The following is a 19,811-nucleotide window of genomic DNA, read 5'->3' on the forward strand; positions in this document are numbered from 1 at the left end:
GGCCGCTCGGGCCCTGGCTCAGCCGGAGGCGACGTCGTCTTCGAGATAGGCGCGGATGATGGCGTCGTAGCTCTCATCGGGCGTGAAGCCCAGATCCAGAGCTCTCCGGGTATCGAATCGCTCCGGCCATCCAGAGACGATGTCAGCGATCGTCGGATCAGGCGACTCAACGATCAGCGCCGCCGCTTCGGCGCCAGCGATACGGGTGAGTGCTTCGATCTGCTCGCCGACGGTCACCGACACACCGGGCATGGTGAGGTTGCGCCGTGCTCCCAACGCCTCACTGTCGAGTTCCGCGGCGTGGAGCATGTACCCGACTGCGGCTCGGGGGCTGGCATGGCTATGGCGCACTTCCCTCGAAACGGGCAGCATCGTCGGGGTGCCAGCCAGCGGCTCGCGGATGATGCCGCTGAAGAATCCGGATGCGGCGGCATTGGGCAAACCCGGACGAACGCTGATGGTGGGAAGCCGGATGCCGATGCCATCGAAGAAGCCGCGGCGGGTGTAGTCGGCGAGCAGCGCCTCGGCCACCATTTTCTCCATGCCATAGGAGGTAAGCGGCGTCAGGTGGAAGTCATCGGGGATCGGATCGGGAAACGGTGCACCGAACACCGCAATGGATGACGTGAGTACGACCCGTGGCATCCCCTCGGCGAGGCGCAGCGCATCGAACAGCGCCCGGGTGCCGTCGACGTTGACCGCCATGCCCTTGTCAAAATCGGCTTCTGCTTCACCGGAGACGACACCGGCAAGATGGAAGATCACATCCGGCATTGGTCGCAGCAACTCAGTGGCGACGCCGGGCTCGCAGATATCGGCGACGTTCGCGCTACAGATGCCGTCCTCGGCGGCTGTCTCGACGACGTCAACGAGATCGATCCGGTCGATCGAGCCTCCCCGTAATGTGCCCACATTCACCAATCGCTTGGTCAGCTTGCGGCCGAGCATTCCCGCGGCCCCGGTGATCAGCACGTGCATCCGGCGAACCTCACTTCGGACATGTCTCAGACGCTTCCGCCGGTGCCGAACCGTGGCGTGCTACAGCAGCTGCCCGAAGTCGAGAACGAGCAGGATCACCAGCAGCACGATGATCCCGACGTTGAGCACGCTGACCGGCCATTTCCAGCGGTGATCGGAGTGCCAGTGCCGCTTGATGCTCGCGATGTTCGCCCACAGTGCAATCAGCGAAATGGGTATGCCCACCGCGGGCCCGACACCCGGCGCCAGCCCGATGAATGGCGCCACGAACGGCAGGATCACGTACGCCAGCGTGCAGCGAATGGCCGAGATCAGGATGGAGAACCGCAGCGTGCGGGCGGATGCTTCTTCGAGCTCCGAAGCTGCAGCAGCGGTATCTGTCACGGTGGTCCATTCTCGCAGCAGCGAGCTGCGATGGTGCACTGCGAAGAGCTGGCCGATCTGTCGTCGTGCGGGGGCATCGGCAAGTGCTCAGTACCATCGTCACCAATTGCTGTGAGACCACTGTGACCAAGGGGAAACCATGGCCGGCGCACTCGATGGAGTACGAGTTCTGGATCTGTCCACGCTGGTGCAGGGACCGCAAGCAGCAGCCATGCTGCACGGTCTCGGCGCCGAGGTGATCAAGATCGAACTGCCCCAGGTCGGCGACGTGGGCCGCCACGTCGACGTCCTCGAGGACTATGGCCACTCGTCGGTCTACATCGCGTGCAACCGTGGCAAGCGCTCGGTGACGCTCGACTTGCGTGTCGACGCCGGCAAGGAGGCCTTTCTGAAGCTGGTCGAGACCTCCGACGTGGTGCTCTCGAACTTCAAGCCGGGCACGCTCGACGAGTGGGGTCTGGGCTATGACGATCTCGCAGCCGTGAATCCGGGCATCATCTGGGCGGCGGGCAGCTTCTTGGGTCCCTACGGTCCGGAGGCGGATCGTGAGGGCGCCGACATCGCGGGGCAGGCCTCCGGCGGCGTCATCGCCTCGAGCGGCTTTGACGGCGGACCGCTGTCGACCTATGGAGCGCTCGTCGCCGACCATTGCGGCGCGCAGAACCTGCAAACGGGGATTCTTGCTGCGCTGTACGCCCGCGAACGCACGGGCCGGGGGCAGCGGGTCGACGTGAGCCTCCTCGGCGGACAGATCTGGCTGCAAGCCGTGGAGTACACCCACTTGCTGCTGACCGGTGAGGAAGCAGGCCGGTCCAATGGCGGGCATCCGTTGGTGCACGCGTTGTACGGCGTGTTCCCCACCTCCGACGGCGCCATCGCCATGGCGGGCTGCCCCGAGCATCTGTGGCCGGGCATGTGCCGGGCCATCGAACGGCCCGACCTCGAAGACCATCCGCAGTGGAATGCCTACTTCGTGCCTCGGGAAGTAGCACTGGAGCTGCGGGCGTTCTTCGCAGAGGTGTTCGCCACCCGTTCCACCGAGGAATGGTCGAAGCGGCTCGAAGCCGAAGAACAGCGCTTCTGCGCCGTGCGCAGCCATTCGGAAGTGGTGGCCAACGAGCAGCCGTACGTCAACGGCTATCTGGTCAAGGCCGACCATGACGAGTGGGGCACGCAGACCTGGGTGGGATGCCCCATCACCATGTCGGACACGCCCACGCGGCCTGGCATCGATGTGGCCGAGCTGGGCCAGCACACCGAAGAGGCGCTGCTCGAGGCCGGCGCCGAGTGGGAACAGCTCGAAGCGTGGCGCGAGGCCGGCGCCTGGTAGCTGCAGAGCCTCCCGCTGCCTCCGCAGCTAGGGCCTCTGTGCGTTGCTGTTCACCCGTCCAGTTCGTTGTTGGCCACAACGGGATTGCCTGCCAGCACTGTGTGACGCACGCGGCCGGTCAGCGTGCGGCCGGCCCAGGGCGAGTTCAGGCTGCGTGATTGCAGTTCGGCGGCGCGCACTGTCCAGATCTCGGTTGGGTCGAACACGGTGACGTTGGCGAGGCTGCCGGGGCGGATCGGCTGGCCGTGGTCAGTAATGCCTGCGATGCGGGCGGGTGTCGTTGAGACCACTTGCACGAAACGCGCGGGTGACATCTGACCGGTAGCGACGAACTCCGACCACACCACTGGCGCCATCGTCTCCACGCCGATCATTCCTGGCGGGGCATCGGCCAGCGGCCGATCCTTCAGCGAAGGATGGTGGGGGGCGTGGTCGGTCGCGACGGCATCCAGCGAGCCGTCGATAATGCCCTGGCGGAGCGCCGCCACGTCATCGGCCAACCGCAGTGGCGGGTTCATCTTGCCTGTCGTGCCGAGCCGCTCGACGTCGTCCTCGGTGAGCACCAAGTGTTGGGGGGTGACCTCCGCCGTGACCGCCACTCCGTCTCGTTTGGCCCGGGCAACCAGATCCATGGCCGCGGCAACCGAGAGATGCAACACGTGGTAGCGACCTCCTGTCCGCCGGGCGAGCTCGATGTCCCGGTGGACCACTGAGACCTCTGCCTCGGCAGGCCGCCCACGTAGTCCGAGTCGGTTGGCCACAGCGCCGGCGTTGATGACTCCCCCGGCGACCATCGCGGGGTCTTCCGCATGCTGGCTGATCACTGCGCCGGGCAGCCGCACGGTTGCCGCGAGAGCGGCTTCCATCAGCGCTCCGTCAGCCACGCAGTCGCCGTCATCGGTGAACACGCGCACGCCTGCCTCATACAACGCTGCCAGATCAGCGAGCCGTTCCCCCGCTCGTCCTGCAGTGATAGCCGCCGATGTCCGGACATCGCACGGCACACCGGCGGCCAGGGCGAGCACCTCGTTGACCATGTCGGGAGTGTCGATCGGCGGGTCGGTGTTGGGCATGATCACGCAGGCCGTCACGCCGCCCATCGCCGCACCCGCGGCGCCCGAAGCCATGTCCTCGCTGTCGGTGGCGCCCGGTGTGCGGAAATGGACCTGGATGTCGATAAATCCGGGCATGACCCATGCATCCGAGGCGTCCAGCGTTCGCTGCACCGACGGGGCCTCCCCAGCGGGCACCACTGCCGCGATGTGCCCGCCCTCGATGACGACATCGACGGGTTCAGCGGCTTCAGCCGGTACTGCCAATCGACCCCCCAAGATCGCCAGATCTGCAGCCATCGCCTCACCCTAAGCAACGAGGCGTCATGGCGGGCGTTGCACCATCACACGTCCGACACTGCACACAGAATGGAGAGCAGATCGCCCGGTACCGTTTGGGTATGACACTTGCCGATGTTGCCCCGCCTGCCAGCGATGCCGTCTCGGACGACCAGCGTGCCAGCTACGAAGCCAACGGCTATCTGTGCCTGCCGGGCTTTGTCGGGCCGGAATGGCTCGACGAGCTCCGTGCTGTGACGGCGGAGTTCATCGATGCCAGCCGTGCCGAGATTGCCTCGGGCAAGGTGTTCGATCTCGAACCCACGCACACTGCCGATGCGCCCCGGCTGCGGCGGCTCATCTCCCCCGTCGACCAGCACCCGACCTACGCAAGGTTCACCTTCGAGGGTCCGCCTGCACAGCTTGCCTCGGCCCTGCTCGGCGGCCCGGTGCGCTACCACCACTCCAAGCTCAATTTCAAATGGTCCGGCGGCGGCGAGGAGGTGAAGTGGCACCAGGACATCCAGTTCTGGCCTCACACCGACTTCACCCCGCTCACGATCGGCGTCTATCTCGAAGATGTCGACCCTGAGATGTCGCCGATGGGCGTGCTGCCCGGCAGTCACCGGGGTCCGCTGTTCGACCAGTACGCGCCCGACGGGAGCTGGGCGGGATCGATGGCCGATGCCGATGTGGCAACTCTGGATCTGGACCAGATGGTGTACCTGGGCGGGTCGGCAGGTTCAGTCACCGTTCACAACTGCTGCACGATCCACGGCTCGCTGCCCAACAACTCGCCGCGGCCCCGCCCCCTGCTGCTGCAGACCTACTCCGCCGTCGACTCCTACCCGATCAGCCACATCGGCGCGAACGGCGTCCTCGGTTCGAGCGGCGGCCGCATCTGCGGCGGCGAGGCGTCCCAGATGCTCACGATCGACGGCCGCCAGATGCACGGTGCCCCCGACTGGTCGCGCAAGGGCCCACCGACGATCTTCGGCTCCCAGCAGAAAGACGCTCTCGACAGCTGAATTGCGAACTGCGCTAGGCACGATCTGGAGTTTGGGGTGACCGCCGAACATCATCACCCCGTGCCCGATTTCTTCGACGCACTTGATGTCGTAGTACGTCGGGAGATGGCTGACTGCGCCGGATTGGAGCACGCCGAGCGGCTCAGCGGCGGGGCCAGCATGGAGACGTACCGCTTGGTGTGCCGGCGAGCGTCCGACACCGATGCCCGCTTCGTCATCTGCCTGCGCCGGGGTCCTGACGGCGAAGACCGCGAGGGCGACAACGTCACCGGTGTAGTGGCCGAAGCGCAGTGCATGACCGCAGCCCGCGCTGCCGGGGTTCCTGAGCCCGAGGTGCTGTACGTACTGACGCCCGACGACGGTGTCGGCGCGGGATTTCTCATGGAGTGGCTGGACGGCGTGACGCTCGGAGCGCGCATCGCCCGGCTGCCCGAATTGGAGAACGCCCGCTCGAAGCTGGCGTTCCAGTGCGGTCAGGAGATGGCGCGCATTCACCATGTCGACGTGGACGCGGCGGGACTCGCCCCGGTGCTCCGCCGTTTCGATCCGGCCGACTACCTGGCTGAGACATGGGATCGCTGCAAGGAGATGCCCACGCCGCAGCCGATGATCGACTACGCGGCCCGCTGGCTGTCCGAGCAGCTCTCAGGGCGCGGATCGGTCGACCTGACCCTGGTGCACAACGACTTCCGCAACGGCAACATCATGGTGGACGCCGATGCCGGCCTGATTGCTGTGCTCGACTGGGAGACGGCGCACATCGGCGACCCCATGCGCGACCTGGGCTGGATGTGCACCAACTCGTGGCGCTTCGGTCAGCGGCACCTGCCGGTCGGCGGCTTCGGCCACTACGAGGACCTGTTCGCCGGCTATGAGAGCGTGGCCGGCCGCCCCGTGGATCGGGATCGTGTGCAGTACTGGGAGGTGTTCGGCTCGTTCTGGTGGGCGGTGGGCTGCCTGGGCATGGCTGATCGCTACCGGATGGGCTCCGACGCCACCGTGGAGCGGCCAGGTATCGGTCGCCGCAGCTCGGAATGCCAGCTCGACTGCGTCAACCTGATCATCCCGGGGTCTGTGGAATTCCAACCCGCCGTGCGCGAACTGGGCCTGCTTGAACCTGATTTTGGCCGGAGGCCGAGCGAGCCGTCGCCGCTTGGGGGCAGTCACACCAGTGCTCAGGCGCATGCGGCCGTCGGCGACATGCCCCGCGTGGACGAGCTGCTCGAGAGCGTGCGCGACTTCCTCCATGGCGAGGTCCGTCAAGCCACCGAGGGTCGCACGAACTTCCTGGCGCTCGTGGCGGGCAATTCCATCGACATCGCGTTGCGCGAACGTCTGATCGGACCCCAACTGCACCGCTACGAGCTGGAGCGCCTCACTGCGCTGGTCGGTGATGGCATGGCGTCGGCCGGCGGCCGCTCGGCAGGCGACGCGGAGGTCGCCGAGCAGGTCACGGAGCTGCGGTGGCGTCTCGTGCATGCACTGCGAGACGGCACGATGCCGCTTGATGCGCATGGGCTTGCCGACTACCTGCGCACCTCAGTCGCACACCAAGTGGCAATCGATCAGCCCAAGTACTCAGCGTTCCGCCACATCGCCAGCCTGTGACGGCAGAAAGCGACGCCAGCGCTCAGCGCCAGAGAGCCAGCAGCACACCGATGACGCAGTAGGAGATCAGCGGGTAGCCGGAATTGATCGCCCAGAGCCGCAGGCTGCGGCCCTCGAAGGCGTAGTTCACACCGTGCGAGGTGAGCACGAAGCCCACCCCTGCCAACAAGCCGAGGCCGAGACCTTCACCAAAGCTGTCGACACCGAGCCCCTGGCCCAGCAGTGCCAGCACCAGCGTGAAGATGAATGCCAGGACGATGGCCAGCACGTAGGGATACCACTGGCGCGGGGTGCCCTTCATCGCCTCCATGTCCTCGTCGGTCAGCCCGACTTCGGCCATCCACGGCTTGGCCAGCGTGCTGTACCACGCCGCCCCAAGCACCTGGTTGAACACGATCGCCACGATGATCGCCCACCAGTTCAGGCTTCCCAGGTCCATGGCGTCCATCTGCGTCCTCCTGAATTCCCAAACGAGCTATGACTCGGCGGTTGCCTTGATGGCCGCGAGCGTTTCGACCATGCCCGCGCGCACGACGTCTGCCCTCGCCGCCAACTGTTCGGCACTCAGCGGCTGAAGCGTAGGCGGCAGGCTGAGGACATCCCAGATTTCAGTCAGCGACGTGCCGCCCGCGCTATTGGGTGCCATGCGGTAGGTCCAGCGCACGTAGGGGCCATCAGGATCCTGTGGACGGGTCACCCACTCGAAGCACTCCGACGGCTGGGCCACGGTGACCGTGCAGGGCACGCTCCAGGTGCGGTCGCCGATTCGGTTGTGCCCTTCGAACGTCGAGCCTTCTGCACCGGGTGTGTCGCTCGTCCAGTCCGCGCCGGCATTCTCCGGGCTCCACTCCCCCATCCGGGGTACGTCGGACACCAAGGCATAGACAGCATCGGGTGTGGCCGCGATGTCGACGCTTGCTTCGTGCTGCATTCCATGAACGGTCATGGGCGAAACCGTAGTTTCATCCGCCTGTATGGGCGCAGGAGTCGGCTACGGCCCCGACAAGGCACCGCAATGCAGCCCGCCGCGCCATACCATTGCGGCGACCGCGGCGACCGTGTTGCCACCCGCTGCCGCCGATGCCGAGAGCTACGGGAACGAGGAGCACAGATGGGCGAGATCCCGCGAACCGAGGACCGTCGCAGCCCGATCCGGCGGCTCGGGCGAACGGTTGAGCCGATTCACACCGTGGCGTACTACTCGCCTGAGATCTACGGCTTCAACGACGACGGGTTCAAGGGCTGGTGGCATGCGTACTTCGCGTACCGCTCGGCCCCCATGGGCAGGGTGAGCGCTGCGACCGTGACGTCGGTGTTCTACAACTTCGCCCCACGCATGGTGGAACGGGCTGTGCCGAGCTGCTGGGACATCATGGAGCCCGACGCTGTCCGTGCACGCCAGCTCGAGCTCACGACGGCGGCGATGCAACGGGCCTTGGGCGAGTACCCGGATCAGGGCGAGATTGCCGCAGCCGCGTCTGCGCTGCGCAGCTTCGCAGGAGATCTGCCGACCGGGGCTCGACCGCTGTATGCAGGGTGGGCATCGGAGCCGTGGCCGGGCGACAGCACTGGCGGCGGTGATGTCATGGACCTCTGGCACGGCTGCACGCTGCTGCGAGAGTTCCGTTTCGACGGCCACAACATTGCGCTCGCCGCCGGCGATCTGGATCCCGTTGAATGCCACGTGATGATGACCACCGGCGGGCATGGCAACGGGGCCACGATCCAGAAGATCCGGGGCTGGGACGCCGACGAATGGGATGCTGCCTGCCAACGACTTATCGATCGCGGCTGGACCACGGCTGACGGCGAGCAAACTCCCGAAGGCAACGCTGCTCGCCGGGCGGTCGAGCATGACACGGACCGGCTGTCATTGGCCGCGGCCGATGCCTTGCCTCCAAATGATCTCGAGGTCCTGCTGGGACAGCTTGAGCGCATCATGGGCTACCTGGTCGAGACTGACATCGTGGCGGGCGTCTGGCCGCCTCCGCACGTCACCGTCGACGCCTGAGGACCTGTGCCTGACCCCCTCGGGCCCTCCAGCTCAGCCGCCCCTACCAGCGAGTCCGCGAACGGCGGCAGTCGCGACTTCATTCGAGATCAAGTCGAGGCGGACTTGGGGTCGGAGCGTTTCGCAGGCAGGGTTCAGACCCGCTTTCCGCCGGAACCGAATGGGTATCTCCACGTTGGTCACGCCAAGGCGATCTGCCTGGACTTCACGGTGGCCTCCGAGTTCGGAGGCCGCTGCGTTCTGCGTTTTGACGACACGAACCCCGCAACCGAGAGCCCCGAGTATGTCGATGCCATCGTCGACGATGTGAGGTGGCTGGGCTTCGAGCCCGATGAGATCCGGTTCGCCTCTGATTACTTCGAACAGCTCTACGCATGGGCTGAATACCTCATCGAACGGGGGCTGGCCTACGTCGACGACCAGGACGCGGAGACCATCTCGGCTGGGCGCGGGGGCTTCGGACAGCCAGGCATCGAGAGCCCCTACCGGGATCGGGAAGCCCCCGAGAACCTGCGCCTGTTCCGTGAGATGGCTGCCGGTCAGCATCCCGAAGGCAGCAGGGTGCTGCGTGCCCGTGTCGACATGCAGCACGAGAACATGCAGATGCGCGACCCGGTGATGTACCGCATCCGCCACGAGCATCACTACCGCAGCGGCGACCGCTGGTGCATCTATCCCACCTACGACTGGGCACACGGCCAGAGCGATGCCATCGAAGGCGTCACACATTCGCTGTGCACGCTGGAATTCAGGGACAACCGGGCGCTGTACGACTGGTACTTGGAGCACCTGCCCCTCGCCGAGCTGGGTCATCGGGGCGACCGCCCGCATCAGACCGAATTCGCCCGCCTCGAGTTGACTCACACGATCACCTCCAAGCGAATCCTTCGCCGTCTCGTGGAAGACAGTCACGTGGACGGCTGGGACGATCCCCGGCTGCCGACGCTGCGGGCCCTGCGCAGGCGCGGCTATCCCCCCTCGGCCATTCGAGACTTCTGCGGCTTCATCGGCGTGGCGCGTACCAACAGCCGGCACGCACCCGAGCTACTCGAATCATTCGTGCGCACCGAGCTGAACGCCACCGCGCCTCGACGGATGGCCGTGCTGCGCCCGCTGAAGCTGGTGATCACCAACTGGCCGACCGACGATGACGGGGAGCCCCTCGTCGAGTACCGGGAAGCGGTCAACAATCCCGAGGATCCATCGGCGGGCACCCGGCAGGTGCCCTTCAGCGGGACGTTGTGGATCGAGCAGGACGACTTCCGTTTGGAGGCACCGCCCAAGTACTTCCGGCTGACGCCTGGGCGCGAGGTGCGACTGCGCGCCGGCTATTTCGTTCGCTGTACCGACGCGGTGACCGACGCTGACGGGAATGTCACCGAGGTGCGCTGCACCTACGACCCCAAGACCTCTGGTGGGCAGGCTCCAGACGGTCGCAAGGTCAAGGCGACGATCCACTGGGTCAGTGCCGACCACGCCGTGCCCATCGAAGCGGCACTGTACGAACGGCTCTTCCACACCGAGCTGCCGGGCGAGCGCACCGGTGATCCGCTCGACGATCTGCACCCGAACTCACGCGAACTCTGTGCCGGGGTCGCCGAACCCGCGATCGGCGACATCACGCCCGGCCACGTGGTGCAGTTCGAACGCCTCGGCTACTTCTGTGCCGACAGCTCAGGGCCGGACAGTCCCGGCGCACCGCTCTTCCACCGCACCGTCGGCCTGCGCGACGAGTGGACCAACATCCAGAAACGCCAGCAACAGCAAGGAATACGACGATGAGCAAGGGCGTAGCGATCATCACCGGCGGCGGCACCGGCATCGGCCGGGCGTGTGCGCTCGCACTCTCGGAAGCCGGCTGGAAGACCGTTGTCTGCGGCCGCCGCCGAGAGCTGCTTGACGAGGTGGTGGATCAGTGCGCTGCCGACGCCCTTGCCGTGACCTCAGATGTGTCTGATCCTTCTGACGTGGACGCCTTGTTCGCCGCCGCCGTCGAACAGTTCAGTCGTGTGGACCTGCTGTTCAACAACGCCGGCATGGGTACCCGCCCGGTGCCGGTGGACGAGTTGCCAATCGCCGACTGGATGGCCACGGTCGGGGTGAACCTGACCGGTTCGTGGCTGTGCGCCCGCGCCGCGTTCGCGCAGATGAAGCGCCAGCAGCCCTCTGGCGGGCGGATCATCAACAACGGATCAGTGTCGGCACAGACTCCCCGGCCGCACTCGTCCCCGTATACGGCCACGAAACATGCCATCACCGGGCTCACCAAGGCCCTGTCGCTGGAGGGGCGGGATCACGGCATCACCGTCGGCCAGATCGACATCGGCAACGCCGAGTCGCCCCTCACAGCCCCGATGGCCACGGGTGTCCCCCAGGCCGACGGCCGCATCCGTGCCGAGCCGCTGATGGACGTCGACGACGTAGCCCGTGCCGTGCTGTACATGGCAGAACTGCCCGCCGACACCAACGTGCTCACCATGACCGTGATGGCCAACGGCATGCCCCTCGTCGGCCGCGGTTGACCGCGGCGCATCAAGCACAGCCGCGGCTCGGTCCTTTTTCCTAGGCTGCGCGGCATGAAGTTCGGATACCTGACAGGCAATCACCACGGCGGCATCGACCCAGGCGACCTCGCGCAAGAACTCGAAGAACGCGGCTTCGCATCGGTGTGGTACCCCGAGCACACCCACATCCCGACGTCCCGCGAGAGCCCCTATCCGAACGGCGGCCAGCTCCCCGGCACCTACTTCCACATGATGGACCCGTTCGTCTCCATCGGCGTCGCCGCTGCACGGACCAGCCAGATCACGCTCGGCACTGGCATCTGCCTCATCCTCCAGCACGACCTCATCGACCTCGCCCGCACCGTCGCCAGCGCCGATGTGCTGGCCAGCGGCCGTGTGGTGCTGGGCGTCGGCGTCGGCTGGAACAAGGAGGAACTAGCCGACCATCGCCCCGACATGCCCTTCAGCCGCCGCTACGGCGCCATGCGCGAGCGCATCGCGGCGATGCGCTCTGTCTGGGCAGACGATCCCGTGCCCGCCTTCGAGGGCGAGTGGGACAGCTACAGCGAGTCGTGGATCTACCCAAAACCCATCAAGGGCACCGTGCCCATCGCTCTCGGCAACGCCGGACCGTTGGGCATCCAGCATGCGGCGGAGTACGCCGACGAATGGGCACCGATCGACGTGGGCGTCATGAACACCACCGGCAAACCGGACGTGCTCGGCGGCATCGAACGATTCCGCCGCCTCGCTGCCGAAGCGGGGCGCGAGAACGCCGACGACATCCCGATCACGCTCTACATCTGGGGCCGACCCCGCATGGACCGGCTGGAGTCCTACGCCGAAGCCGGCGTCAGCCAGTTCATTCTCACGCCCGTCAACTTCGACCTGCCCTCAGCCGACGAAACCCTGCAGTACCTCGACGAGCTCGCCCCCACCCTCGCAGCATTCGAAGACTAGGGCTAGAGGCCGGAACGCTCCAGGATGTGCACGCCGCAGCTGGAGCCGAGGCCGATCACGTGGGCGAGGCCGACCTTGGCGTCGGGCACCTGGCGGTCGCCGGCCTCGCCGCGGACGTGGGTGGCAACCTCGAACAGGTTGGCCACGCCGGTTGCGCCGATGGGGTGCCCCTTCGACAGCAGGCCGCCCGACACGTTCACCGGGATCTCCCCGTCGCGCCACGGGCCGCCCTTGTCGATCCACTCGCCGGCGCCGCCGGGTTCGCACAGCCGCAGGTTGTCGTAGTGCCGCAGCTCGGCGGTTGCGAAGCAGTCGTGCAGCTCCACCAGGTCGAGATCGGCAGGATCCACGCCCGAATCCTCGTATGCCGCGTCAGCGGCGTTGCGAGTGAGCGTGTTGACGTCGGGCTGCACCTGGCAGCCCTCGGTCCAGGGGTCTGAGGTCAGCACGGAAGCCGAGACCTTGACCGCGCGCCGTTGCTGTTCACGCGGCAGCGTCTTCAGCTTCTCGTCGGAGACCAGCACCACAGCCGCCGATCCATCGCCGGTCGGGCAGCACATCAGCAGGGTGTTCGGGTAGGCGATCACCTCGGAGCTCATGACCTCGTCGAGCGTGAACGCCTTGCGATATTGCGCCAGCGGGTTCAGCGTGGAGTGCTCGTGGTTCTTCTGCGCCACCTTGGCGAACTGCTCGAAACCCACGCCGTCGTTCTCGTAGGCGTACTCCATGCCAGCCTGGGCAAACACACCGGGCATCATGTTGGTGCCGAGACGCCCCTCGACACCGACGACGGAGCCGAAGCGTCCCTTGCGCTCGAAGACCTGCTTGTCGGAGCGGGCAGCGCGATCGGCACCGAGCATGCCCATCTTGCCCATCTGCTCGACGCCGACCGCGAGGCCCATCTGCGCCTCGCCGGCCTTGATCGCCATCATCACCGTGCGGACTGCAGTCGCCCCCGTTGCACAGGCATTGGCCACGTTGTAGACGGGAATGCCCGTCTGGCCGAGCTGCTTCTGGAGACGCTGACCGACACCGCCGTTGGCCTCGTACAGGCAACCGGCGGCGAGCACGTCCATCTCTGCCATGGATACTCCGCCGTCATCGAGCGCTCCGTGCGAGGCCTCTGCGGCCAGGTCGATGAGGTCTTTGTCGGCGTAGCGGCCGAACTTGGTCATGGAGGTGCCGAGAATCCACACTGGGTCTTGGTTGCTCATGGGTGCTCCCTATTCACTAGGCGGTCTGTCGCCGATGCAGTTGCTTGTCGGTTGGCAGGGTCGGGCGGGTGTGGTGTGCAGGCTCAGGCCGCCTCGGGCTCGTAGCCGAAGGCGACGGCCTCGTTGCCGTCGTCGTCGGTGGCGGTGACATAGGTGGCAAGGCGCACACGCATGCCGAGACTCACGCTGGACGGCGTGGGTTCGATGTTGATGATGTTGCTCTTGACTCGGCCGCCCCCGTCCAGATCGACGACAGCGGAGACATAGGGCGCCGGCACGCCCCGGGCAGCACGATGCACGATGGTGAAGGTCCGCACTGCGCCGGTGTTGGCGAGCCGGACAGTCGAAAACTCGCGTGCCCCGCAGGCGGCGCAGGCATTTCGTCGGTCGAAGTAACTGGCCCCGCATGCATCGCAGACATACGCAACCAAGTGCGGATCGTCGCCGAGCTTGAGATATTCCACCATCGCCATCTGCTTCGGCCCACACTCATCTGGCGCAGTCTCATCGGCCACGTCAGCGTTCCTCCCGGGTCGGGATGGGCGCGGGCCGAATAATGTTCGGCGACCGCTCCCGCAGCAACTTACCAGCGGCTCACCGGCAGGCGCCTGTTCCTGAGGTTGAGCGGCGAGGCGAAACAGCGGCACTCAGCCACCGGTCCAGCGACCCCAGTGCACCAACGGGCGGTCGGCAGCTGCCGCCTCGCCCGGCTCGTCGACGAACAGCGGGCGGCGGGGCCTGTCCTGGCTCGCCGCGGGACCGCTGGACGCCTCGGCAGCTCGATCGGGCCAGCCCAGTGCCACGACGCCGACCGGCTGGTGCGCTGACGGCACACCGAGAGCAGCTGCTAGGGCTGCAGCGTGTTCGAACATGCCGAAGAACAGCACCCCGAGGCCCTCGTCGAGCGCCGCGTACTGCAGCGCAAGCGCCGCGAACGCCGCATCCACGGTCCAGTACGGCGTCGACCAGGCCTCCGTGCCCGAGCCCAGTCCGGAGCGTTCCTTGTCGGTCTCGCCGTAACGATCGATGTATGCCTGCGGATCGGCCCACAGCGTGACAAGGACTGGGCAAACCAGCAACCCGTCCCAGCGAAAGCTCTCGCGGCGATCTGGGGGCAGGGTGGTATCCCAGTAACGGGCCGTCTCGCTGGGGCCACGGAGCACAACGAAATCGAAGCCCTGCGCGTTGCCAGCCGACGGGACACGGCGGGCGGTGTCGAGGATTCGCTCAAGCAGGCTGTCATCGATCCGATCCGGCAGGAAATGCCGTGTCATCCTGCGGCGACGGGCGAGTTTGCTGAATGATGAGGTCACCAGCACATGCGCTTCCCGCAGAGGCTGAGCCGAGGGGTGGCGAGCGCTACAGCAGCTTCGCCAGATCTTCCCGGCTGGCCCAGCCGAACGCGATCAATGCATCGCCGTTGGCCGTATCGAAGCCGTCGAACAGCCCGATCATCGCCGGATCCAGCTTCTCAGGCCGTGGTGCCGTGTGATTCAGCACAAATGACGGCCCGCCGTCCCCATACACCTTGAACTCTCGTGCCTTGTACTCGCCCTGCACGTCGAAGCGCTTGGCCAGTCGCCGTCCCCATGCGCGGTCCTCGCCATTCGGCTCGTAGCCGGGACGGGGCACCACCCGGTCAAGCGGCTTGAATGCCGTAAACGCAGCTGCGTCTGCCATCTGGCAGGCCACCAGCACGTCCTCGTCGGGGAAGGCCAGCACGGCGCGCCGCAGCTGATCGGTCATCATCGCCCGAAGGGCGCTGTCGCGGCGAGCCGAACGCCGTGTGGCGCCGGCGCCCATCAGCACGGTCGGGTCGCCGCCGACCCGCTCAAGCGTGCAGAATCCGTACGCAGCGAGCTTGGCACCGTCTCGGACATGGGTGATGAGCACCCACGCATCGCGTTGCTTGGACAGGTGGCCGACGTCGAAGTGGACGTTCTCGCCGGTGACCAGCTCGGCCATCTCGGAGATCTCAGCATCGCTGAGTGCCGTGCAGTCCTTTGTCTCAACCTCGAGCGCCATGTGATTCTCGCTCCCTGCGATGCTCGCTGGCCGATCCCCCGGTGCCGGCCAGCTGATTCCATTGGTGATTGCCTTCAGTGATTGCTCACAGGTAGACACCGCCCCGCCCCGCCGCTGGCGAGCTTTGGGGCTGCCCGCCGGCTTCGAGTGCGTTGCCACGCATCGTGCGCAACTGGCGCTCTGCCATCATCTGCTGCGCTGATACCGCAGCTTGGATGCCGTGGAAGAGCCCTTCGAGCCATCCCACCAGCTGAGCCTGGGCGATCCGCAGCTCAGGTCCTGACGGGATGTCCTCGTCGAACGGCTGCGCAATCCGGTTCAGCTCGTCAGCGAGCGGTTCGGACAGAGCTGTTGCCAGTTCGTCAACCGATAGGTGATACACGTCGCGCATGCGATCGCGACCTGCTTCGTCGAGTTCCGCGTGGCGGACTTCTTCGAGCAGCTTGCGAATCATGCCGCCGATGCGCATGAGCTTCGCCGGTTCGGGAACGAAGGCCTCGCCGTCGATGTCGTCTTCTGTGAGTGGTCCGCCCTCCAGCAACTCGCCCTGCTCTGGGTCTGGAACTGGATCGCCGACCACCAGCAAAATGCTATCTGGCGAGAATTCCATCCCCGCCGGGCCGCAGTGCTCCCGGCCGCATAAACACTGGGTACACGCTGACCCAGCCTTACCGCCCAGATCGTTCAGAGCTGCGCGAACGGCACCAGCATTTCCTCTGCGGTGAGGCCCCCGTGACGGCCGATGAGTGCGTGGTGGGGCTGGTCCTCATCGGGCATGGTGAAGGCGCGTAGGCCCCTGGGCACCAGCGCCACATCACCGAGCCGGCCCCTGGCGGTCTCGGTGACATGACGACCCAGCCACTGTTCGTCGAGTACCTGCTCGACAGGCGCGATCTCTGCAAAACCGGCGTAGCGCTCGCAGGCGGCCAGAAGCTCGGGCTCGGTGCCGGCGCGGGCGTGCAGCCACAGCAGCCTGGCCTCGCCCGACCAGCCGTCCGTCAGGGCGACAACCTCGGGATCGACCATCACCGGCGGTTCGCGAACCTCGACGACGCCGTGATCGGCAGTGACGATGAGCGACGTTTCGGTGGGCAGATCACTGCGCAGAGCAACAGCCAGACGCTCGGTCTCTGCGAGGGCAGCGCGGTAGTGCTCGCCGAGTCCGAACTCGTGAGCGATCTTGTCGACAGCGTCGTAGTAGGCGAAGACGAACCGAAATCCCTTGTTGACCGCTGCTCGCACCGCGGAGACGAAGCCAGGCAGGTCGTGCCACCCCCAGAACGTTCCCCCTCGCAGGTGGGCACCGGTGAAGCCACTGTGGCGGAATTCGGCACGCGTCACGACAGCGGTGGGCTGGCCGCAGAAGGGTGCGACGGGCTGCAGTTCGTCAGGCGGCAGCGCAGCTCGCACATCCCGACCGCCGGCCCGCCAGCGAAGCGCATTGAGCAGCCCGAGAGGAGTCGCAATGCGGTAACCGACCAGTCCATGCTCACCCGGCGCTGCCCCGGTGGTCAGCGACGTCATTGCCGTCGCGGTGGTACTGGGAGCAACCGTGGTGATCGGCGGCGTCGCGTCGCTCGCCGCAGCAAGCGACGGTGCGAGCGATCGATGGCGGCGCAACTGGTGCCAGCCGAGGCCATCCACGACCAGCAGCACCACCGTGCGTGCTGCTGCAGCAGCATCGCTGACGAGATCAGCTTCCACGCCGGCGCACAGAGCCGGAGCCACAGCAGTGACGCACCGGTCGTCATACGTCGGCAGTGTGCGGTCGAGCGCCAGCGGCTCGCTGCTCCCGCTGTGTTCGACGGCGTCGTCCTCCACGATGCTGACCCTAGGAGGCTGAGCCGGCAGCGGGGCTACGCTGCCACCGTGGCGGTCTCGACGCGGGGAGACTACGCAAGCCGCGCGTTGCTGTCCCTGGTCCTCAACGACAACGGCCGGCCGACCTCGGTGCGCGACATCGCAGAGCGCACAGGTCTGCCCCAGCCCTATCTCGAGCAGATCCTGCTTGCGCTCAAAGGGGCCGGGTTGGTGCGATCCAAGCGCGGCGTCGGCGGCGGGTACGTCATGGCTCGCGACCCAGCCGAGATCACGATCGGGATGATCATTCGAGCAGTCGACGGCCCGATCGCTCTCGGCGATTTCGGCCAGCCTCATCAAGATGGTGCCTGCGACCACGAAGGTCAGTGCGTGTTGCTCGCCATCTGGGACTCGGTCGGCCATCGCATGCGTGCCGAATTGGATTCCTACAGCCTCGCTGCTGTGGCCGAGATCGCACAGGGACGCGCGCCATGGCCCAGGCCTGCCGTCGAATCGCCGTAGCGGTCTAGTCCGTCGGGAAAACCGACGGCTCGGTACCGAGGCGTCTCAGCGCCTCCATGAAGTCGCCTGGCATCTCCGCCTCAAAGCTCATCTCCACGCCTGTGGCAGGGTGCTCGAAGGCCAACCGGATCGCGTGCAGCAGCGGGCGCCCGATGCCGAATGGATCCGGCACGCCGTAGGTCAGGTCGCCGAGCAACGGCAGCCCGATGCTGGCTAGATGCACGCGGATCTGGTGTGTCCGCCCAGTCTCGAGCCGGCAGCGGAGCAGCGAGGCTTCCGCAGGATGCACATAGGACTCGACGACGCTGTAGTGCGTCCTGGCCTCGCGACCCTCGGAGCTGACGGCCATGAGCGTGCGATGCTCGCGATCCCGGCCGATCGGCGCATCGATCGTGCCCGTCGGCGAAGAGGGGTGCCCCCGTACGAGGGCTGCATAAGTTCTGTGAACCTGTCGCTTCGAGAGTTGCTCGACAAGCGCGTCATATGCCCGCGAACTGCGTGCGCACACCAATACGCCGCTGGTCCCCCGGTCGAGCCGGTGCACTATGCCGGGTCTGCCGGGCTCACCGACACCGGCCATATCTGGATACCGCTCGACCAATGCGTCCGCAAGCGTGCCCGCAGGGTGCCCGCTTCCCGGATGGGTGACGACTCCGGACGGCTTGTCGACGACCACGACGTCGCCATCGGCATACAGCACATCGATGGGGGCAATCTCACGGCGCTGCTCCCGGAATGCTCTGGAAAGCTGCATGTCCGTGACTTCTACGGTCGAGCCAGCAGCAACCCGTACCGAGCCGGCCCGAGCGATCTGGCCGTCGACCAGAACGCACCTCTCGGCAACCATCTTCGCCGTGTCTGATCGGGACCGCCCGGTCAACAGCGACAGCGCACGGTCGATGCGTTCGCCGGACAGCGACTCCGGTATCTCGAAGCGTGTCGGCCGGTTGCTCACCCAGGCGCCTCTCGGGAGGCCCCGGTCCGGCGCCGCTCACTGCGATACAGGTGGACCAACACGATGACGAGCCCGACGGTGATACACGCATCAGCCACGTTGAAGATCGGCCACCACTGCAGGTCGATGAAGTCCACGACCGCGCCGCGCCCCCAGGCTGCGCCGCGAAAGACGCGGTCGGCGAGGTTGCCCAGCGCTCCCCCGATGATCCCACCGAGACCGATGGAGGCCCATTGGCCTTGGACGCGACGCCGCGACAGCCAGAGCACTCCGACGATCACGATGGCCACGAGCGCCAGCACCGGGCCGAGGCGCTGGCCCGCCGAGAAGGCAAAACCGGTGTTGTGCACAAGCCGCAGGCGCAGCGTCCACACGAGGTCGATGACGCGGTCGTCCAGAGAAGCCACGGCCCACGCCTTGGTGGTCTGATCCAGGCAGAGGACGACACCCGAGGTGACGGTGATGGCGATGCTGCGCGTCACGCGGGCTTGGGGGGCTGATGGAACGTTTGCGAACACCTCGGCTCAGCCACTACGGCCGACGCCACGCCGGACCGCTGCTCTTGACCTCCACGCGCATGGAAGCGTGCGGGATCGCTTCCAGGCGCTCCTTGGGGATCGGTTTGCCCGAGACGACACAGATGCCGTAGGTGCCGTCTTTGATGCGCGCCAAGGCCGCATCGATCTCGGCGATCTCCTCGCGTTCGCGAGCTGAGATCTGCAGCGCCCGATCGCGCTCCACAGCGATGGAGTCTCCCTCACCCGACTCCTCATCGAACTGGACATCACCCGGTTCGCGCTCGCTGACGAGCTGTTCGGCCTCGGCCTCGTACCGTTCGGCGTGTTCCGTGTAGCGACGGCGTTCAGCCAGCAGCGCCTGTCGCTGTTTCTCGAGAAATACCTCACCGAAGCGGGGTTTTGGAGCGTTGCGGCGGGGTGCGGCCTTCTTGGCGGTTGCCTTCTTGGCGGGGCCTGCCTTCTTCGCGGGAGTCTTCTTCGAAACAGCCTTTTTTGCGGTTGCCTTCTTGGCTGCGCCTGCCTTTCTCGCGGCGGTCTTGGTCTTCGAGGAATTCGCTGCCTGCTTCCGTGCCGGAGCCTTCTTCGCGGCAGCCTTACGGGCGGAAGCCTTCTTCGCAGTGGCCATGGCTCCTCCCCACAGAAG

General features: G+C 66.4%; 22 protein-coding genes. 8 read left to right on the forward strand and 14 right to left on the reverse strand.

Annotated elements, in window-relative coordinates; genetic code table 11:
- Positions 1-18 precede the first annotated feature (18 nt).
- On the reverse strand, positions 19-978 hold the full coding sequence (gene denD, locus ACOGXD_RS14005; protein ID WP_419915633.1) for a D-erythronate dehydrogenase: 960 nt from the start codon (positions 976-978) through the stop codon (positions 19-21).
- A 60-nt stretch (positions 979-1,038) separates the two neighbouring features.
- Positions 1,039-1,362 (reverse strand): hypothetical protein, encoded by a 324-nt coding sequence (locus ACOGXD_RS14010; protein WP_419853483.1) that lies wholly within the window; start codon positions 1,360-1,362, stop codon positions 1,039-1,041.
- A gap of 139 nt (positions 1,363-1,501) precedes the next feature.
- Between ACOGXD_RS14010 and ACOGXD_RS14015 the strand changes: the two genes are divergently transcribed.
- Positions 1,502-2,692, forward strand: coding sequence for a CaiB/BaiF CoA transferase family protein (locus tag ACOGXD_RS14015; protein ID WP_419915634.1), 1,191 nt, complete (start codon positions 1,502-1,504; stop codon positions 2,690-2,692).
- Positions 2,693-2,742: 50 nt separating this feature from the next.
- On the opposite strand, the gene ACOGXD_RS14020 is transcribed toward ACOGXD_RS14015, so the two are convergent.
- Positions 2,743-4,044 carry a dihydroorotase gene (locus ACOGXD_RS14020; RefSeq protein ID WP_419915635.1) on the reverse strand — a complete coding sequence of 434 codons (1,302 nt, stop codon included), beginning with the start codon at positions 4,042-4,044 and terminating at the stop codon, positions 2,743-2,745.
- 101 nt (positions 4,045-4,145) lie between these two features.
- On the opposite strand from ACOGXD_RS14020, the gene ACOGXD_RS14025 reads away from it, so the two are divergent.
- Both ACOGXD_RS14025 and ACOGXD_RS14030 read left to right on the forward strand, forming a co-directional pair.
- Positions 4,146-5,051 carry a phytanoyl-CoA dioxygenase family protein gene (locus tag ACOGXD_RS14025; RefSeq protein WP_419915636.1) on the forward strand — a complete coding sequence of 302 codons (906 nt, stop codon included), beginning with the start codon at positions 4,146-4,148 and terminating at the stop codon, positions 5,049-5,051.
- A 36-nt stretch (positions 5,052-5,087) separates the two neighbouring features.
- Positions 5,088-6,659, forward strand: coding sequence for a phosphotransferase family protein (locus ACOGXD_RS14030; RefSeq protein ID WP_419915637.1), 1,572 nt, complete (start codon positions 5,088-5,090; stop codon positions 6,657-6,659).
- Positions 6,660-6,681: 22 nt separating this feature from the next.
- Here ACOGXD_RS14030 and ACOGXD_RS14035 read toward each other — a convergent pair whose 3' ends face one another.
- Both ACOGXD_RS14035 and ACOGXD_RS14040 read right to left on the reverse strand, forming a co-directional pair.
- On the reverse strand, positions 6,682-7,107 hold the full coding sequence (locus tag ACOGXD_RS14035) for a DUF1761 domain-containing protein (protein ID WP_419915638.1): 426 nt from the start codon (positions 7,105-7,107) through the stop codon (positions 6,682-6,684).
- 27 nt (positions 7,108-7,134) lie between these two features.
- Positions 7,135-7,605 (reverse strand): SRPBCC family protein, encoded by a 471-nt coding sequence (locus ACOGXD_RS14040; protein ID WP_419915639.1) that lies wholly within the window; start codon positions 7,603-7,605, stop codon positions 7,135-7,137.
- A 165-nt stretch (positions 7,606-7,770) separates the two neighbouring features.
- Between ACOGXD_RS14040 and ACOGXD_RS14045 the strand changes: the two genes are divergently transcribed.
- The 4 genes from ACOGXD_RS14045 to ACOGXD_RS14060 are packed head-to-tail and all read left to right on the forward strand — an operon-like array spanning position 7,771 to position 12,134.
- Complete coding sequence (locus ACOGXD_RS14045) at positions 7,771-8,670, forward strand: SCO6745 family protein (protein ID WP_419915640.1); 900 nt, start codon at positions 7,771-7,773, stop codon at positions 8,668-8,670.
- A 6-nt stretch (positions 8,671-8,676) separates the two neighbouring features.
- Complete coding sequence (locus ACOGXD_RS14050) at positions 8,677-10,452, forward strand: glutamine--tRNA ligase/YqeY domain fusion protein (protein ID WP_419915641.1); 1,776 nt, start codon at positions 8,677-8,679, stop codon at positions 10,450-10,452.
- A complete protein-coding gene (locus ACOGXD_RS14055) occupies positions 10,449-11,192 on the forward strand; it encodes an SDR family oxidoreductase (RefSeq protein WP_419915642.1) in 744 nt (247 codons plus the stop codon). Before ACOGXD_RS14050 ends, ACOGXD_RS14055 begins: the two co-directional genes overlap by 4 nt.
- A 54-nt stretch (positions 11,193-11,246) precedes the next feature.
- Positions 11,247-12,134 carry a TIGR03619 family F420-dependent LLM class oxidoreductase gene (locus tag ACOGXD_RS14060; RefSeq protein ID WP_419915643.1) on the forward strand — a complete coding sequence of 296 codons (888 nt, stop codon included), beginning with the start codon at positions 11,247-11,249 and terminating at the stop codon, positions 12,132-12,134.
- Between the two features lie 2 nt (positions 12,135-12,136).
- On the opposite strand, the gene ACOGXD_RS14065 is transcribed toward ACOGXD_RS14060, so the two are convergent.
- The 6 genes from ACOGXD_RS14065 to ACOGXD_RS14090 all read right to left on the reverse strand — a co-directional run bounded on the left by ACOGXD_RS14065 (position 12,137) and on the right by ACOGXD_RS14090 (position 17,194).
- Positions 12,137-13,348, reverse strand: coding sequence for a thiolase family protein (locus ACOGXD_RS14065; RefSeq protein ID WP_419915644.1), 1,212 nt, complete (start codon positions 13,346-13,348; stop codon positions 12,137-12,139).
- Between the two features lie 83 nt (positions 13,349-13,431).
- The gene (locus ACOGXD_RS14070; protein ID WP_419917413.1) at positions 13,432-13,821 is read right to left on the reverse strand and encodes a Zn-ribbon domain-containing OB-fold protein; all 390 of its coding nucleotides are present in this window, start codon (positions 13,819-13,821) and stop codon (positions 13,432-13,434) included.
- A 174-nt stretch (positions 13,822-13,995) separates the two neighbouring features.
- Positions 13,996-14,661, reverse strand: a complete 666-nt coding sequence (locus tag ACOGXD_RS14075) for a nitroreductase family protein (RefSeq protein ID WP_419915645.1) — start codon at positions 14,659-14,661, stop codon at positions 13,996-13,998.
- A gap of 46 nt (positions 14,662-14,707) precedes the next feature.
- Positions 14,708-15,373: a hypothetical protein gene (locus tag ACOGXD_RS14080; RefSeq protein ID WP_419915646.1), complete on the reverse strand. Its 666-nt coding sequence runs from the start codon at positions 15,371-15,373 to the stop codon at positions 14,708-14,710.
- A gap of 85 nt (positions 15,374-15,458) precedes the next feature.
- A complete protein-coding gene (locus ACOGXD_RS14085; RefSeq protein WP_419915647.1) occupies positions 15,459-15,983 on the reverse strand; it encodes a proteasome activator in 525 nt (174 codons plus the stop codon).
- Between the two features lie 74 nt (positions 15,984-16,057).
- Complete coding sequence (locus ACOGXD_RS14090) at positions 16,058-17,194, reverse strand: alkaline phosphatase family protein (RefSeq protein ID WP_419915648.1); 1,137 nt, start codon at positions 17,192-17,194, stop codon at positions 16,058-16,060.
- 87 nt (positions 17,195-17,281) lie between these two features.
- Here ACOGXD_RS14090 and ACOGXD_RS14095 point away from each other — a divergent pair, with 87 nt between their 5' ends.
- Positions 17,282-17,695: an RrF2 family transcriptional regulator gene (locus tag ACOGXD_RS14095; protein WP_419915649.1), complete on the forward strand. Its 414-nt coding sequence runs from the start codon at positions 17,282-17,284 to the stop codon at positions 17,693-17,695.
- 4 nt (positions 17,696-17,699) lie between these two features.
- Here the strand turns inward: ACOGXD_RS14095 and ACOGXD_RS14100 are convergent, their stop codons facing one another.
- Genes ACOGXD_RS14100 through ACOGXD_RS14110 form a run of 3 tightly spaced genes read right to left on the reverse strand, consistent with a single transcriptional unit; the run spans position 17,700 to position 19,793 of the window.
- Positions 17,700-18,650, reverse strand: coding sequence for an RluA family pseudouridine synthase (locus tag ACOGXD_RS14100; RefSeq protein WP_419915650.1), 951 nt, complete (start codon positions 18,648-18,650; stop codon positions 17,700-17,702).
- Positions 18,647-19,132, reverse strand: a complete 486-nt coding sequence (gene lspA / locus ACOGXD_RS14105) for a signal peptidase II (protein ID WP_419915651.1) — start codon at positions 19,130-19,132, stop codon at positions 18,647-18,649. Before lspA ends, ACOGXD_RS14100 begins: the two co-directional genes overlap by 4 nt.
- A 49-nt stretch (positions 19,133-19,181) precedes the next feature.
- On the reverse strand, positions 19,182-19,793 hold the full coding sequence (locus tag ACOGXD_RS14110; protein WP_419915652.1) for a TraR/DksA family transcriptional regulator: 612 nt from the start codon (positions 19,791-19,793) through the stop codon (positions 19,182-19,184).
- Positions 19,794-19,811: the final 18 nt, after the last annotated feature.

This window comes from Candidatus Poriferisodalis sp. (genome assembly GCF_965204125.1).
Taxonomy (GTDB): domain Bacteria; phylum Actinomycetota; class Acidimicrobiia; order Acidimicrobiales; family Poriferisodalaceae; genus Poriferisodalis.